Source organism: Streptomyces sp. NPDC014656 (assembly GCF_043084305.1).
In the GTDB taxonomy this organism is placed as follows: domain Bacteria; phylum Actinomycetota; class Actinomycetes; order Streptomycetales; family Streptomycetaceae; genus Streptomyces.
Genome location: NZ_JBIBZN010000002.1, coordinates 38,999 through 55,244, shown reverse-complemented (window position 1 = coordinate 55,244; position 16,246 = coordinate 38,999). Strand labels below are relative to the sequence as shown.

Sequence of the window (16,246 nt, the reverse complement as noted above, 5' to 3'; positions counted from 1 at the left end):
CCGCCGGAACTCATCGCCGCGGCCCGGGATTTCCCGAAGAATCTTGGAACCCGCAGGTCAGCGCCGTGGAGAAAAGAGCCGTGTCCTACGGTGTCGGGATGAACATCTGCGTCTTCCTCTCCGCCGCCGACCTCGACGAGCGCTACACCGCCCCCGCCCGCGAGTTCGCCGGCCTCCTCGGCAAGGCCGGCCACACCCTGGTGTGGGGCGGCTCCGACACCGGCCTGATGAAGGTCGTCGCGGACGGCGTCCAGGAGGCCGGCGGCCGCCTCGTCGGCGTCTCCGTGGACTTCCTCGCCGCCAAGGCCCGCCCGGACGCCGACGAGATGACCGTCACCAAGGACCTCGCCGAACGGAAGGCCCTCCTCCTCGCCAAGTCCGACGCGATCGTCGTCATGGTCGGCGGCACCGGAACCCTCGACGAGGCCACCGAGATCCTGGAACTCAAGAAGCACGCCAAGCACACCAAGCCCGTCGTCATCCTCAACACCGCCGGCTTCTACGACGGCCTCAAGACCCAGTTCCAGCGCATGGAGGACGAAGGCTTCCTCCCCCGCCCCCTCACCGACCTCGCCTTCTTCGCCGAGGACGGCCGCGCGGCCCTCACGTACCTGGAGGGCGAGATCGCCGCCCGCTGATGGGACCATGGTGCCCATGGCTACTCATGTGATCACCGGGGCCGGTTCCGGCATCGGCGCGGCCGTCGCGCGGCGGCTGCACGCGCGCGGGGACGAACTCGTGCTGCACGCGCGCGACGCGGGGCGGGCGAAGGAGCTGGCGGCGGAGTTCCCGGGCGCGCGCACGCTCGTGGGGGACCTCGCGGATCCGGACCGGCTCTCCTGGGCCTTCTCGCACCAGAGCCTGCCCGACCGGGTGGACTCGCTGCTGCACATCGCCGGCGTCGTCGACCTCGGCACCGTGGGGGAGCTGACGCCCAAGGCCTGGCACCACCAGCTGAACGTGAACCTGGTGGCCCCCGCCGAGCTGACCCGGCACTTCCTGCCGCAGCTCCGCCTCACCCAGGGCCACGTCCTCTTCGTGAACTCCGGCGCCGGGCTGAACGCCCACGCCGAGTGGGGCGCGTACGCCGCCTCCAAGCACGGCCTCAAGGCCCTCGCCGACTCGCTGCGCCACGAGGAGCACGGGAACGGCGTCCGGGTCACCTCCGTCTACCCCGGCCGCACCGCCAGCCCCATGCAGGCCAAGGTGCACCAGCAGGAGGGCAAGGAGTACGACCCCGCGCGGTGGATCGACCCCGAGTCCGTGGCCACCACGATCGTGATGGCGCTGGACCTGCCGCGCGACGCCGAGGTCAACGACCTGACGGTCCGTCCGGGACGGTAGGGAACCATGAGCGACACCCCCCAGTGGGGCCCCGCCACCGGCGTCGGGTCCCTGCCCGGCGGCGACGCCCGCGAGGCCGCCAAGACCGTCACCGGCTCCTTCGAGGACTTCCCCTTCCTCGCCGAGCTGCCCGCCCGCGGCCCCGGCGCCGACATGATCGGCCGCACCCTCGGGATGCTCGTCGACCTGTACGCGCACGTGGAGCCCAGCGGCTGGCGGATCAGCGACCGGCCAGGCCGCGACACCCGCCGCGCCCGCTCCTGGCTCGGCGAGGACCTCGACGCCCTGGAGGAGTTCACCCAGGGGTACGAAGGCCCGCTCAAGGTCCAGGCCGTCGGCCCGTGGACACTCGCCGCAGCCCTCGAACTCCGCGGCGGAGAGGCCGCCCTGGGCGACCCCGGCGCCTGCCGCGACCTCGCCGCCTCCCTCGCCGAGGGCCTGCGCGAACACCTCGCCGACCTCGCCAAGCGCGTCCCCGGCGCCCGGATCGTGCTCCAGCTCGACGAGCCCTCGCTCACCGCCGTCCTCCTCGGACAGATCCGTACGGCCAGCGGCTACCGCACCCACCGGGCCGTCGACCGGCAGGTCGTGGAGGCCACCCTGCGGGACGTCGTCGGCATCCACGACGGGCCCGTGACCGTCCACTCCTGCGCCCCCGGCGTGCCCTTCGCGCTGCTGCGCAGGGCCGGGGCCGCCGGCGTCTCGTTCGACTTCGGGCTGCTCACCGAACGTGACGAGGAGCCGATCGGCGAGGCCGTGGAGGCCGGCACGAAGCTCTTCGCCGGTGTGGTGCCCTCCACCGACACGGCATTGTCCGACCCGGGCGGTAGCGTCATGGGTGTCAGGACGCTGTGGCGCAGGCTGGGGCTGAATCCGGGGACTCTCGCCGAGTCCGTGGTCATCACCCCCACCTGCGGGCTCGCGGGCGCCTCGCCCGCGTACGCCCGGGCGGCGCTCGCCCACTGCGCCCGGGCGGCGAGATCGCTCGCGGACAACCCAGAGTGACCGGGTTCTGAAGGCACGGGAGGACGGACGAAGGTGGCAGTCGAACAGGGGGCCCTGCCCGGCGAAGAGGCGGTCGTGCCCGCCGGGGCACGGGAGAAGCACGCCGAACTGGCCGAGCAGGTCGAGGAGCACCGCTTCCGGTACTACGTGAAGGACCAGCCGGTCGTCAGCGACGCGGAGTTCGACCGGCTCCTGCGCGCCCTGGAGGCGCTGGAGGAGGAGTACCCGGAGCTGCGCACGCCCGACTCGCCGACCCAGAAGGTGGCCGGGCAGTACGAGACGGACTTCGCCTCCGTCGAGCACCGCGAGCGCATGCTCTCGCTGGACAACGCCTTCGACGACGAGGAGCTGACGACCTGGGCCGAGCGCGTCGCCCGGGACGTCGGCACCCCCGACTTCCACTTCCTGTGCGAGCTCAAGGTCGACGGCCTCGCCGTCAACCTCACCTACGAGCACGGCCGGCTCACCCGCGCCGCCACCCGCGGCGACGGCCGCGCCGGCGAGGACATCACGCCCAACGTGCGCACGATCGCCGACGTCCCCGAGCGCCTCGAGGGCGACCGGATCCCGGAGCTCGTCGAGGTCCGGGGCGAGGTCTACTTCCCGATGGAGGCCTTCGAGGCGCTCAACGCCCGCCTGGTGGAGGCCGGCGACAAGCCCTTCGCCAACCCGCGCAACGCGGCCGCCGGCTCGCTGCGCCAGAAGGACCCGAAGGTCACCGCCACCCGCCCGCTCCACATGGTGGTCCACGGCATCGGCGCCCGCGAGGGCTTCGAGATCACCCGCCTCTCGGAGGCGTACGGCCTGCTGCGCGAGTGGGGCCTGCCCACCTCCACGCACAACAGGGTGGTCGGCGGCCTGCCCGAGGTGCGCGAGTTCATCACGTACTACGGCGAGAACCGCCACTCCGTCGCCCACGAGATCGACGGCGTCGTCGTCAAGCTCGACGAGATCCCCCTCCAGGGCCGGCTCGGCTCCACCGCGCGCGCCCCGCGCTGGGCCATCGCCTGGAAGTACGCGCCGGAGGAGGTCAACACCAAGCTCGTCGACATCAAGGTCGGCGTCGGCCGCACCGGCCGCGTCACCCCCTACGCCCAGGTCGAGCCGGTCACCGTGGCCGGCTCCGAGGTCGAGTTCGCCACCCTCCACAACCAGGAGGTCGTCAAGGCCAAGGGCGTCCTCATCGGCGACACCGTGGTGCTCCGCAAGGCGGGCGACGTCATCCCCGAGATCCTCGGCCCGGTCGTCGACCTGCGGGACGGCGGCGAGCGGGAGTTCGTGATGCCGGCCGACTGCCCCGAGTGCGGCACGGAGCTGAAGCCGATGAAGGAGGGCGACATCGACCTCCGCTGTCCGAACGCCCGGACCTGCCCGGCCCAGCTCCGCGAGCGGGTCGAGTTCCTCGCCGGCCGCCAGTGCCTGGACATCGAGAAGTTCGGCGCCGTGGCCGCCGCCGCCCTGACCCAGCCCCTGGCCCCGGCGGAGCCGCCGCTCAGGGACGAGGGCGACCTCTTCGACCTCACCATCGAGCAGCTGCTGCCGATCAGGGCGTACGTCCTCGACGCCGACTCCGGGCTGCCCAAGCGGGACCCGAAGACCGGCGAGGAGAAGATCGCCACGGTCTTCGCCAACAAGGAGGGCGAGCCGAAGAAGAACGCGCTCGCCATGCTGGCGAACATCGAGGCCGCCAAGGCCCGTCCGCTCGCCCGCTTCATCAACGGCCTCTCCATCCGCCACGTCGGCCCCGTCGCCGCCGAGGCGCTGGCCCGCGAGTTCCGCTCCCTGGAGCGGATCGAGCAGGCCACCGAGGAGGAGCTGGCCGCGGTCGACGGCGTCGGCGGCATCATCGCCACCGCCGTGAAGCAGTGGTTCTCCGAGGAGTGGCACCGCGAGATCGTGCGGAAGTGGCGCGCCGCCGGGGTCGCCCTGGAGGACGAGGGCGCCGGCGAGGACGAGGGGCCGCGTCCGCTGGAGGGCCTGACGGTCGTCGTGACCGGCACCCTGGAGCAGTTCACCCGGGATGGCGCAAAAGAGTCTCTCCAGAGCCGCGGAGCCAAGGTCACCGGTTCCGTTTCCAAAAAGACGGGCTTCGTCGTGGTGGGGGAGAACCCGGGCTCCAAGTACGACAAGGCGATGCAGCTGAAGGTTCCGGTTCTGGACGAGGAAGGCTTCAAGATCCTGCTCGAACAGGGTCCCGAGGCCGCCCGCGAGGTCGCACGGCCGATCGAGGAGTAACCCGCGGTCACCCCTCTCCGGACCCCGGGGGTTCACCCGTTCGGCGCATACCAGATCGTTACGGGTGGCCAGGCCGCATTCGGGCAAGAGAGGGAGAGCGCTGCCCCTCGGCGCCCTCGGCGGCCTAGTGTGGTGACCGTGCGTCTCGTCCCGCACCGCCGCGCGAGGGTTCTGCGCGGCCGTGCGACAGGACGAACGGCCCCGTGCCGTGCGCCCCGCCCCCGAAGCGGCGGGGCGCACGACCGGCGGCCGGGCGCCACCACGGCCGCCTCACCGCGGCCCATCGGACAGCGACGGCACCGCCGCCTGCGAGAGGGACGGGAATGGAACCGACCGAGAGTGCCGCCCCGGTACCACGGCCGCGCGGCCGGGTGCTCCCCACGGGCTTCACCGGCCTGCCCGCCGCGGTGGTGGGCACCGCCGCCGCCGTGCTCGTCACCGGGCTCCAGCGGGCCCTGAGCACCGGCCACCCGCTCTTCCCCGGCGGGGTCGCCGGCTGGTCCTTCGCCCTCCTCACCGGCCTCATCGTCGGCCACCTCGTCGCCCTCGGCCGCGAGCGCTGGTGGGGCGGCACCGGCTCCGGCGCCGCCCTCACCCTCGCCGTCCTCCTCCTGTACGGCTGGGTCCCCGCCGGACTCGTCTCGCTCACCGTCGTCGTCCTCGTCAGCGCCGCCCGCCGGCACCGCTGGCGGCAGGGCCTGCTGCACGGCGCGGCCGACATCCTCGGCGTCGGCGCCGCCGCCCTCGTCCTCGCCCTCTTCGGCGACGTCCCCGGCGTGGACAGCCCCTGGCACCCGCTCGACTGGACGATCGGCGACGTCCCCGAGATCGTCCTCGCCGCCGGGGCCTACCTCCTCGCGACCCGCCTGCTGCTGTGGTACACGCTCGCCCCGCCCGGCCGCGGCCTGCCCACCGTCGCCCGCACCGCCCTGCTCCGGCAGGGGCTCGTCGCCGTCGCCCTGCTCGGCATCGCCCCGCTGATCTGCGTCGTCGCCGCCGCCTTCCCCGTCCTCCTGCCGCTCTTCGCGATCCCGCTGATCGCCCTCGACTCCACCCTCTGGATCGCCCGGGCCCGCGCCGAGGAACAGCTCCGCGACCCGCTCACCGGCCTGCCCAACCGCCAGTGGCTCCTGGAGCGCACCTGGACGGCCCTGGAGGACGCCGAGGGCGAGCAGACCCGCTCGGCCCTCGTCCTCATCGACCTGGACCGCTTCCGCTCCGTCAACGACACCCTCGGCCACCTCGCCGGCGACCGGCTCCTCCTCCAGATCGCCGACCGGCTCCGCCTCGCCCTGCCCCGCGGCGCCGAGGCCGCCCGGCTCGGCGGCGACGAGTTCGCCGTCCTGCTGCCCGTCGCCGACTCCACCACCAGCGCCCAGCGGGTCGCCCGCCACCTCGTCGCCGAGCTCTCCTCCCCGCTCGACCTCGACGGGCTCACCCTCGTCCTGGAGGCCAGCGCCGGCGTCGCCGTCTACCCCGACCACGCCGGCGACGCCGAGGGCCTGCTGCGCCGCGCCGACGTCGCCATGTACCAGGCCAAGCGCGACCGCACCGGCGTCGAGGTGTACGAGTCCAAGCGCGACTCCAACACCCCCGACCGCCTCGGCCTCCTCGGCGACCTGCGCCGCGCGCTCGACGCCGGCGAGGTCGAGCTCCACTACCAGCCGAAGGTCCGCTTCGACGGCCAGGTGGCCGGCCTCGAAGCCCTCGTCCGCTGGGTCCACCCGGAGCGCGGAAAGGTTCCACCGGACGAGTTCATCGCCATCGCCGAGTCCTCCGGCCTGATGCCGCACCTCACCGAGTACGTCCTGGAGACCGCCCTCGCCCAGGTCGCCCGCTGGCGCGCCCAGGGACTGGAGGTGCCCGTCGCCGTCAACGTCTCGCCGCGCGACGTCCACACCCCCGGCTTCGCCGGCGCCGTCGCCGCCCGCCTGGCCCGTCACGGCGTCCCGGCCGGCTCCCTCCAGCTGGAGATAACGGAACACGTCCTCCTGGAGGACCCCCAGCGCGCCGCCGACACCCTCAACGGCCTCACCGGCCACGGCGTCAAGATGTCCCTGGACGACTTCGGCACCGGCTACTCCTCCCTTGTCCACCTGCGCCGGCTCCCGGTCAGCGAACTGAAGATCGACCGCTCCTTCGTCGCCCGGCTCGCCGTCGACACCGAGGACGCCGAGATCGTCCGCTGCACCGTGGACCTCGCCCACTCGCTCGGCCTCCTCGTCGTCGCCGAGGGCGTCGAGGACGACGAGACCTGGGAGCGGCTGCGCGACCTGGGCTGCGACGCCGTGCAGGGCTGGCTGGTCTCCGCCGCCATGCCGCCGGCCGAGACGACCGCCTGGCTGCGCGCCCGCGGCGAGCACGGCTGGCGCCGGGCGGTCGACACGGCCCCCGTGACCGCGCTCGACCCGGCCCCCGGACACGTCGTGCAGTGAACCCGCAGGACAGCCGCGGGACCACCTGAGCGGACCCTTCCGGGTCCGCTCAGGGACTTCTCCGGGCCGACCGTTTCACGGGCAGCGGTACGGGCCCCATAGGATTGGCCCCACATCATCAGACTCACCCCAGAGGATCGCTGCATGCCTGGCATCACGCGCGAGGAGGTCGCACACCTCGCTCGGCTGGCGCGTCTGGAACTCGCCGAAGAGGAACTCGACCACTTCGCCGGTCAGCTCGACGACATCATCGGCGCGGTCGCCCGCGTCTCCGAGGTCGCCGAGCAGGACGTACCGCCGACCTCCCACCCGCTGCCGCTGACGAACGTCATGCGCGCGGACGAGGTCCGTCCTTCGCTCACCCCCGCGCAGGCGCTCTCCGGCGCCCCCGCCCAGGAACAGCAGCGTTTCAAGGTGCCGCAGATCCTGGGGGAGGACTGACCATGACGGACATCATCAAGCTCACCGCCGCCGAGATCGCCGCGAAGATCGCTTCCGGCGAGCTGACCGCGGTCGAGGTCACCGAGGCCCACCTGGCCCGCATCGACGCCGTCGACGAGAAGGTCCACGCCTTCCTGCACGTCGACCGCGAGGGCGCGCTCGCGCAGGCCCGCGCCGTCGACGAGAAGCGCGCCCGCGGCGAGAAGCTCGGCCCGCTGGCCGGCGTCCCGCTCGCCCTCAAGGACATCTTCACGACCCGGGGCATCCCCACCACGGTCGGCTCGAAGATGCTGGAGGGCTGGATCCCGCCGTACGACGCCACGCTGGTCAAGCGGCTCAAGGCGGCCGACGTGGTCATCCTCGGCAAGACCAACATGGACGAGTTCGCCATGGGCTCCTCCACCGAGAACAGCGCCTACGGCCCGACCGGCAACCCCTGGGACCTGACCCGGATCCCGGGCGGCTCCGGCGGCGGCTCGTCGGCCGCGCTCGCCGCGTACCAGGCCCCGCTGGCCATCGGCACGGACACCGGCGGTTCCATCCGCCAGCCCGCCGCCGTCACCGGCACCGTCGGCGTCAAGCCGACCTACGGCGCGGTCTCCCGCTACGGCATGGTGGCCTTCTCCTCCTCCCTCGACCAGGGCGGCCCCTGCGCCCGCACGGTCCTGGACGCGGCCCTGCTGCACGAGGCGATCGCCGGCCACGACCCGCTCGACTCCACCTCGATCGACCTGCCGGTCCCGCCGGTGGTCGAGGCCGCCCGCAACGGCTCGGTCGCCGGGATGCGCGTCGGCGTCGTCAAGCAGTTCCGCGGCGAGGGCTACCAGGCCGGCGTCATGCAGCGCTTCGACGAGTCCGTCGAGCTGCTGAAGGAGCTGGGCGCCGAGGTCGTCGAGCTGGACTGCCCGACCTTCGACCTGGCCCTCTCGGCGTACTACCTGATCGCGCCGTCCGAGTGCTCGTCCAACCTGGCCCGCTTCGACGGCCTGCGGTACGGCCTGCGCACCGGCGACGACGGCACCCGCTCCGCCGAGGACGTCACCGCCCTGACCCGCGAGGCCGGCTTCGGCCCCGAGGTGAAGCGCCGCATCATCCTCGGCACGTACGCGCTCAGCTCCGGCTACTACGACGCGTGGTTCGGCTCGGCCCAGAAGGTCCGCACCCTCATCACCCGCGAGTTCGAGAAGGCCTTCGAGCAGGTCGACGTGATCGTCTCCCCGACGACGCCGACCACCGCCTTCCCGATCGGCGAGCGCGCCGACGACCCGATGGCGATGTACCTCGCGGACCTGTGCACCATCCCGACCAACCTGGCCGGAAACGCCGCCATGTCGCTGCCCTGCGGCCTGGCGCCGGAGGACGGCCTCCCGGTCGGGCTGCAGATCATCGCCCCCGCCATGCAGGACGACCGGCTCTACAAGGTCGGTGCCGCCGTCGAGGCCGCCTTCGTGGAAAAGTGGGGCCACCCGCTGATCGAGGAGGCTCCGTCGCTGTGAGTACCAGTGCACTGCAGAAGGCCAAGGGCTTCAAGAAGTCCAAGACCGGTACGTACCTGTCCATGGGCACCACCGCCTTCGGCGCCTTCACCGTGATGAAGCAGGTCAAGAAGGCGCGCGCCGAGCACGACACGCTGAAGCTCGTCGACGCCGTCGTGTCCGCCGCCGCCATCGTCACCGGCCTCGCGATCCTGTACCGCGAGCTGAAGCGCCTCGGCGACGACGACGTCCTGCTGGGCTGAGAGGGAAAGTTCCACCGTGACTGTCACTGAACTGCTGTCGTACGAGGCGGCACTGGCCTCGTACGACCCCGTCATGGGCCTGGAGGTCCATGTCGAGCTCGGCACGAAGACCAAGATGTTCTGCGGCTGCTCGACCGAGCTGGGCGCCGAACCCAACGCGCAGACCTGCCCGACCTGTCTCGGCCTGCCCGGCGCGCTGCCGGTCGTGAACGAGATCGGCGTCGAGTCCGCCATCAAGATCGGCCTCGCGCTGCACTGCGAGATCGCCGAGTGGTGCCGCTTCGCCCGGAAGAACTACTTCTATCCGGACATGCCGAAGAACTTCCAGACCTCCCAGTACGACGAGCCGATCGCCTTCAACGGCTACCTGGACGTCCAGCTGGAGGACGGCGAGGTCTTCCGCGTGGAGATCGAGCGCGCCCACATGGAGGAGGACACCGGCAAGTCCACCCACATCGGTGGCGCGACCGGCCGCATCCACGGCGCCTCGCACTCGCTGCTCGACTACAACCGGGCCGGCATCCCGCTCATCGAGATCGTCACCAAGCCGATCGAGGGCGCGGGCGAGCGGGCCCCCGAGGTCGCCAAGGCGTACGTCGCCGAGCTGCGCGAGCTGATCCGGGCCCTGGGCGTCTCCGAGGCGCGCATGGACAAGGGCCAGATGCGCTGCGACGTGAACCTGTCGCTGCGTCCGAACGGCACCAAGACCTTCGGCACCCGCTCGGAGACGAAGAACGTGAACTCGCTCCGCTCCGTGGAGCGGGCGGCGCGCTTCGAGATCCAGCGCCACGCGGCGGTCCTGGAGTCCGGCGGCACGATCGTGCAGGAGACCCGTCACTTCCACGAGGACGACGGCTCCACCACCTCGGGCCGCATCAAGGACAACGCCGAGGACTACCGCTACTTCCCGGAGCCGGACCTGGTCCCGGTCGCCCCGGCCCGCGAGTGGGTCGAGGAGCTGCGCAAGGGCCTGCCCGAGCTGCCGCGGGTGCGCCGCAACCGGCTGCGCGAGGAGTGGGGCGTCTCCGAGCAGGAGATGCAGTCCATCCTCAACGCCGGCGCGGTCGACCCGATCGTCGCCACGATCGAGGCGGGCGCGGACGCGGCCTCGGCCCGCAAGTGGTGGATGGGCGAGCTGGCCCGCAACGCCAACGAGAAGGGCGTCTCCCTGGAGGAGCTGCCCATCACCCCGGCGGACGTGGCCCGGGTCTCGGCCCTGGTGGCCGGCGGCGACCTCAACGACAAGCTGGCCCGCCAGGTCATCGAGGGCGTCCTCGCCGGCGAGGGCGCCCCGGACGAGGTCGTCGAGAAGCGCGGTCTGAAGGTCGTCTCCGACGACGGCGCGCTCGGCGCGGCCGTGGACGAGGCCATCGCGGGCAACGCGGCCATCGCCGACAAGATCCGCGGCGGCAAGGTCGCGGCGGTCGGTGCGCTGGTCGGCGCGGTCATGAAGGCCACCCGTGGCCAGGCCGACGCGGCGAAGGTCAAGGACCTGATCCTGGAGAGGCTGGGCGTCAGCGAGGGCTGACCCCGGTCCCCTACGGGAAAGAGAGCGGCCCCGCACCGGAGTTGTCCGGTGCGGGGCCGCTCTCGCGCGGTACGGGCTACCGCTTGAGCACCGGGGCGGCGATGACCACGAGCGCCTCCTGCGAGTAGCTGCACGTGTCCTCGACGCGGATCCGCAGACGCAGGGCGCCCTTGACCGACATGCTCTTGAAGACCGGCTTGCCGAGCGACACCGCCTGCGCGAAGGGGGCGGGCTGGTCGTCCACGGAGATGGAGATCCGCGCCTCCTCGGTCGGGGAGTCGTCGTCGATGCCCGCGGTGAACTCCAGCGTCTCCCACGCCCGGCCGAGGTTGAACTCCATGTACGACTCGTTGGAGCAGCCGGCCACGAAGGCGGAGCCGTAGTCCTTCGCGTTGAGCGTGGCGGCGGAGGTCACCGTGAACCCGTCGAGGGTGTCGATCGGGGTGAGGCTGGTCAGGTCCGCCTGCTTGCTGTCGGGCACCGAGCCGGGGTCGAGCGACGGGCTGCCGCTTCCGCTCGGCTCCTCCGTCGGGGCCTCGGTGCTGGGCTCCTCCGTGGGCGCCTCGGTGGTCTCCTCGGTGGTCGGCTCACCGGTGGGGGACTCGGCGGCCGGCGAGGCGGAGCCGCTGACGGGCGCGGTGGCCCGGTTGTTCTTGGCGTCCTTCGCCTCGCGGTCGCCGAGCAGCTTGATCCCGGCCACCGCGAGGACGGCGACCACAAGGACCCCGGCGACGGCGCCGATCAGCGGCCCCTTGCGGCGCTTGCGCCGTTCGGGCTGCTGCGGCTGCTGGGGGCCGGTCGGTCCGCCGGGCCCGCCGACGGTGGGCATCCCGGCCGTGGGCGGGCCGTAGCCCTGGCCGCCGTAGCCCGGCCCGCCGTACGCCGGCGTCCCGGCGGTCGGCGGACCGTACGGGCCCTGGCCGGCGTCGTACGAGACGGGGGCGGGCGGGACCGGTGCGGGCGCGCCGAAGCCGGCCGGGGGAGTCCCGGCGGCGGGCCCCGGGACCGGAGCGGGCGCCGGAGCGGGCTGTTCCACCGGCACCGGCACCGGCGTGGGCGTCGGCGCGGGGGCCGGCGGCTGGGCCGGCGGGAGCGTCGGTGCCGCCTGGGGCGCGGAGGGCTGGGGCACGGCGTCCTGGGGGGCGGCGTCCTGGGGCGCGGCGGACGGCGCCCCGGCCGGCTTCGCCGGGGGCGTCACGGGCAGCGCCGAGGGCAGCGGCGGCGGCGGCACGGCCGGGGCGCCGTCAGGGCGGGGCGGGACCGCGTCCTGCGGGGTCGCCGGCCGGGAGGTGGTCGTGGTGGACACCACCCCGTGCCGGACCTCCTTGACCCACGAGGAGAGCAGCAGCGGGCGCTTGTCGGCGTCGGCCGCCGCGATGGCCAGCACCTTCCGGCGCTGGTCCTCGGACAGCGCGGCGATCTGCGGCACGGCGCCGAAGGCCGCCGCGAGCTGCTCGGGCGAGGCCGGCGGGGACTGGCCGCTCAGCAGGAAGTAGGTGATGGCCCCGAAGGCGTACCGGTCGGTGGCCGGGGTCCGCTTGCCCTCGAAGATCTCCGGCGCCGCGTACCCGGGGGTGAACCACACCTCGGCGGTCTGGTGGTCGGCGGTCAGCTTGCTGAGGCCGAAGTCGACGAGGGTGGCCTGGCCGTGCTGGTCGACCATCACGTTGCCGGGCGAGAGGTCGCCGTGGACGACGGTCCGGCCGGACGGCGTGGCCTTGCCGGAGTGCAGCCAGTCGAGGACGTCGGCGAGCTGCTCCAGCGTCCGCATGACCTCGCGCCGCTCGGCGGGGGTGGCCAGCGTCCGCTCGGCGCGCCAGTCGCGCAGGTCGAGGCCGTCCACGTGGTTCATGACGAGGACGAGGGCCCGGCCCGTGAGGGTGCCGGACTCGCCGGGCGCGTGGATGGGCGGGCCCTGGAAGTGCTCGCGCACGCCCACGACGCCGGGGCGGCTGACGAAGCGCAGCAGCTCGGCCTGCTCGTTCCACTTGCGGCTGACCCGCTCGAAGATCTCCGGTGTGATCGTCGTCTTCGAGTCGAGGACCTTGACGACGACCGGCTCGGTGCCGCCCGCGAGCTCGATCTCCGCGAGATAGAGCACCGCCTCGCCGCCGCGTCCGATGGAGCGGAGCAGCCGGTAGCGGTCAGGTGCGGAATCAGGTCCGATGTGGTGTGCCGACTTGCTCAACATTCCCCCAAGGCACAGTGAATGACAGGGGGTCAGCTTGCCGCCAGGGGGGAGTCGGGGTCAACCGAGGAACCCTCGTCCGCGAGAAGTGAAACCACCTGGTCGTCCGGCCGGAGACAGGGGGCGTCCGTCGCTTCCGCGAGGCGGGGGCCCGGGCGGCCGTCGGTGCCGCGGCCAGGAGGCGGAGGCGTCGTCGGCCGGATCGGGGAACGTCCTGCCGGGGCGGCCGAAGGGCCTCCTGGTCTTCGCCGGGGCGGGCTCGGGTGCGCCGACGGCGACGCGGGGGAGCGGGCGCCCGGCGCGAGGCGGTACCGGTGCTTTCCCTGTGCTCTGTGAGGATCGACACGAAACGGGCAAACGATCACGTTTGGCTGCGACAGTGGGCCGCGAGCACCGATCCAGGCAGGGAGCACGTCCTTTGGCAGCCATCGCACGGTGGTTCATCCGGCACCGCCTCGTCGCCGTCCTCCTGTGGGTCCTCGCCCTCGTCGGGGTCGGCGGCGCCGCCGTCCTCGCCGGCAGCGCGTACTCCAACGACTACGAGGTGCCCGGCACCGAGTCGGGACGCGCCACCGCCCTCCTCGACCGCGGCTTCCAGGGGCTCGGCGGCGACACCGACACCATCGTCTGGCACACCGAGCGCGGCAGCGTCCGCGCCGACGCCGTGCAGGAGCGGGTCGGGCCGATGCTGGAGGAGGTCTCCGCACTGCCCGGCGTCGCCGCCGTCACCTCCCCGTACGGGGACGGCGCGGCGCCCGGCCAGGTCAGCGAGGACGGGCGCACCGCCTACGCCACCGTGACCTTCCGCGAGCAGGCCGACGACATCCCCGTCGCCCAGGCGCGGGCCCTCGTCGACACCGCGAAGACCGCCGGGACCGACGGACTCCAGGTGGAGCTCGGCGGCAGCGCCGTCGCCCTCACCGAGGCGCCCGGCGGGCACGTCGCCGAGGCCGTCGGCGTGGCCGTCGCCGCCGTCGTCCTCTTCCTCGCCTTCGGCTCGCTCGCCGCCTCCCTGCTGCCCATCGCCACCGCCCTGGTCAGCGTCGGCATCGCCTACTCCGGGATCGTGCTCCTCGGGCACGTGATGACGGTCGCCGACTTCGCCCCGATGCTCGGCATGCTCGTGGGCCTCGGCGTCGGCATCGACTACGCGCTCTTCATCGTCACCCGGCACCGCAAGGGCCTGAAACGCGGCCTGGGCGTCGCCGAGGCCGCCGAGACCGCCGTCGCCACCACCGGCAGGGCCGTCGTCTTCGCCGGCGCCACCGTCTGCATCGCCCTCCTCGGCATGCTCATCCTCCGGCTGAGCTTCCTCAACGGCGTCGCCGTCGCCGCCTCCCTCACCGTCGTCCTCACCGTCGCCGCCTCCGTCACCCTGCTGCCCGCGCTGCTCTCCCTGATCGGCATGCGGGCCCTCTCCCGGCGCGAGCGGCGCGCCCTCGCCGAGCACGGCCCGCGGCCCGAGCCGCCCACCGGCTTCGCCGCCCGCTGGTCCGCCTTCGTCGAGCGCCACCCCAAGCTCCTCGGGGCCGTCGCCGCCGTCGTCATGGCCGTCCTCGCGCTGCCCACCCTCTCCCTCCACCTCGGCACCTCCGACCAGGGCAACAACCCGGCCGCCGCGACGACCCGGCAGGCGTACGACCTCCTCGCCGACGGCTTCGGGCCGGGCGTCAACGGCCCCCTCACGCTCGTCGCCACGCTCGACGGCGCCGACGACCGCGTCGCCCTCGACCGGCTCCCGGAGGCGCTCACCGCCGTCAAGGGCGTCGCCTCCGTTTCCCCGGTCACCTACAACGGCTCCGGCGACACCGCCTTCCTCACCGTCGTCCCCGACTCCTCCCCCCAGTCGAAGGCCACCAGCGAGCTCGTCGACCGGCTCCGCCAGGACGTGGTCCCGGCCGCGGAGACCGGCACCTCCCTCGACGTCCACGTCGGCGGCATCACCGCCTCGTACGACGACTTCGCCGAGATCATCGTCGGCAAGCTGCCGCTCTTCGTCGGTGCCGTCGTCGCCCTCGGCTGTCTGCTCCTGCTGCTCGCCTTCCGGTCCGTCGGCATCCCGCTCAAGGCCGCCGTCATGAACGTCGCCGCCGTCGCCGCCGCCTTCGGCATCGTCGTCGCGATCTTCCAGTGGGGCTGGGGCAGCGAGCTCCTCGGCCTCGGCAGCTCCGGCCCGATCGAGCCCTTCCTCCCCGTGATCATGGTCTCGGTGCTCTTCGGCCTCTCGATGGACTACCAGGTCTTCCTGGTCAGCCGGATGTACGAGGAGTGGCTGGAGACCGGCGACAACCGGCGGGCCGTCCGGGTCGGCCTCGCCGAGACCAGCCGGGTGATCAACTCCGCCGCGGTCATCATGATCTCGGTCTTCCTCGCCTTCGTCCTCTCCGGCGACCGGGTCATCGCGATGTTCGGCATCGCCCTCGCCGCCGCCGTCGCCCTCGACGCCTTCGTCCTGCGCACCCTCCTCGTCCCCGCCCTCATGCACATGCTCGGCGGCGCCAACTGGTGGCTGCCCCGGAGCCTCGACCGGATCCTGCCCCGGATCAGCATCGAGCCGCCGGAGTGCCGGGACGCCGCGGACGCCCGTGCGAAGATCCCGGGACAGCGCGTGACCGCGCCGACCACGGAGAAGACCGAGGATGTTCGCGACATCGCTGGGTGACGACGGAGCCGAACCGCGGACCCTGGAGCCATGGCAGGCGGAGGAGTTCCTCGCCCACATGGACCGCGGCCGCGCCTTCGTCGGCGAGCACATCGGCCTCGCCGACGTCGTCCACGACCTCGACTCCGCCCGCGCCTTCCTCCGCGGCTACGCCGAGAAGACCGCCGACGACACCGGACGCCTCTACGGCACCTGGGCCGACGACACCCTCGTCGGCGGCGTCATGTCCCGCACCATGGACGTGGCCGCGGGCAACGCCGAGGTCGGCTGCCGGCCGGAACCCTCCGCCGCCGGCCGGGGCATGGTCACCCGCTCCTGCCGCACGATCATCGACTGGGCCGTCGAGCGGCGCGGGATCCACCGCGTCGAGTGGTACGCCTCCACCAGGAACACGGCCAGCACCGCAGTCGCCCGCCGCCTCGGCATGACCAGGGAAGGCGTCGTCCGCGAGAACCACACCCACCGCGGCACCCGCACCGACACCGAGATCCGGGCCGTCCTCGCCCCCGAATGGCGCGCCGCGAAGACCGCCTGAGGCCCCCGCCGCCGGCACCCTGAGGCCCCCCGCCGGGCCTCCTGAGGCATCCCGCCGACCCCCTGGGGCACCCCGACGACATCCCGGGGAGCGCCTAAGGCACCCCCCGGCCCTCCCTAAGGCCCCCCGCACCCC

Annotated in this window: 12 protein-coding genes; 11 read left to right on the top strand and 1 reads right to left on the bottom strand. The window is 73.1% G+C overall.

Annotated elements, in window-relative coordinates; all coding sequences use genetic code 11:
• Nucleotides 1–98: 98 nt before the first annotated feature.
• The 9 genes from ACF1ED_RS04135 (at nt 99) to gatB (ending at nt 10,726) form a co-directional block, all read left to right on the top strand.
• Nucleotides 99–638: a TIGR00730 family Rossman fold protein gene (locus tag ACF1ED_RS04135; RefSeq protein WP_391756853.1), complete on the top strand. Its 540-nt coding sequence runs from the start codon at nt 99–101 to the stop codon at nt 636–638.
• 7 nt (nt 639–645) lie between these two features.
• On the top strand, nt 646–1,344 hold the full coding sequence (locus ACF1ED_RS04130) for an SDR family oxidoreductase (RefSeq protein ID WP_391756852.1): 699 nt from the start codon (nt 646–648) through the stop codon (nt 1,342–1,344).
• Between the two features lie 6 nt (nt 1,345–1,350).
• Entirely contained in the window at nt 1,351–2,349 is a 999-nt protein-coding gene (locus ACF1ED_RS04125; RefSeq protein ID WP_391756851.1) for a methionine synthase, read from the top strand.
• A gap of 33 nt (nt 2,350–2,382) precedes the next feature.
• A complete protein-coding gene (ligA, locus tag ACF1ED_RS04120) occupies nt 2,383–4,584 on the top strand; it encodes an NAD-dependent DNA ligase LigA (protein ID WP_391756850.1) in 2,202 nt (733 codons plus the stop codon).
• Between the two features lie 323 nt (nt 4,585–4,907).
• Nucleotides 4,908–7,019 carry a putative bifunctional diguanylate cyclase/phosphodiesterase gene (locus ACF1ED_RS04115; protein WP_391756849.1) on the top strand — a complete coding sequence of 704 codons (2,112 nt, stop codon included), beginning with the start codon at nt 4,908–4,910 and terminating at the stop codon, nt 7,017–7,019.
• Nucleotides 7,020–7,163: 144 nt separating this feature from the next.
• Entirely contained in the window at nt 7,164–7,460 is a 297-nt protein-coding gene (gene gatC, locus ACF1ED_RS04110) for an Asp-tRNA(Asn)/Glu-tRNA(Gln) amidotransferase subunit GatC (protein ID WP_030750846.1), read from the top strand.
• Between the two features lie 2 nt (nt 7,461–7,462).
• Complete coding sequence (gene gatA, locus ACF1ED_RS04105) at nt 7,463–8,956, top strand: Asp-tRNA(Asn)/Glu-tRNA(Gln) amidotransferase subunit GatA (RefSeq protein WP_391756848.1); 1,494 nt, start codon at nt 7,463–7,465, stop codon at nt 8,954–8,956.
• Nucleotides 8,953–9,198, top strand: a complete 246-nt coding sequence (locus ACF1ED_RS04100) for a hypothetical protein (protein WP_391756847.1) — start codon at nt 8,953–8,955, stop codon at nt 9,196–9,198. The genes gatA and ACF1ED_RS04100 overlap by 4 nt, the downstream gene beginning before the upstream one ends.
• Before the next feature lie 16 nt (nt 9,199–9,214).
• Nucleotides 9,215–10,726, top strand: a complete 1,512-nt coding sequence (gatB, locus tag ACF1ED_RS04095; RefSeq protein WP_391756846.1) for an Asp-tRNA(Asn)/Glu-tRNA(Gln) amidotransferase subunit GatB — start codon at nt 9,215–9,217, stop codon at nt 10,724–10,726.
• 76 nt (nt 10,727–10,802) lie between these two features.
• On the opposite strand, the gene ACF1ED_RS04090 is transcribed toward gatB, so the two are convergent.
• Entirely contained in the window at nt 10,803–12,917 is a 2,115-nt protein-coding gene (locus tag ACF1ED_RS04090) for a serine/threonine protein kinase (RefSeq protein WP_391756845.1), read from the bottom strand.
• A 415-nt stretch (nt 12,918–13,332) separates the two neighbouring features.
• Between ACF1ED_RS04090 and ACF1ED_RS04085 the strand changes: the two genes are divergently transcribed.
• Nucleotides 13,333–15,576, top strand: coding sequence for an MMPL family transporter (locus ACF1ED_RS04085; RefSeq protein ID WP_391756844.1), 2,244 nt, complete (start codon nt 13,333–13,335; stop codon nt 15,574–15,576).
• Entirely contained in the window at nt 15,554–16,111 is a 558-nt protein-coding gene (locus ACF1ED_RS04080; protein WP_391756843.1) for a GNAT family N-acetyltransferase, read from the top strand. The genes ACF1ED_RS04085 and ACF1ED_RS04080 overlap by 23 nt, the downstream gene beginning before the upstream one ends.
• Nucleotides 16,112–16,246: the final 135 nt, after the last annotated feature.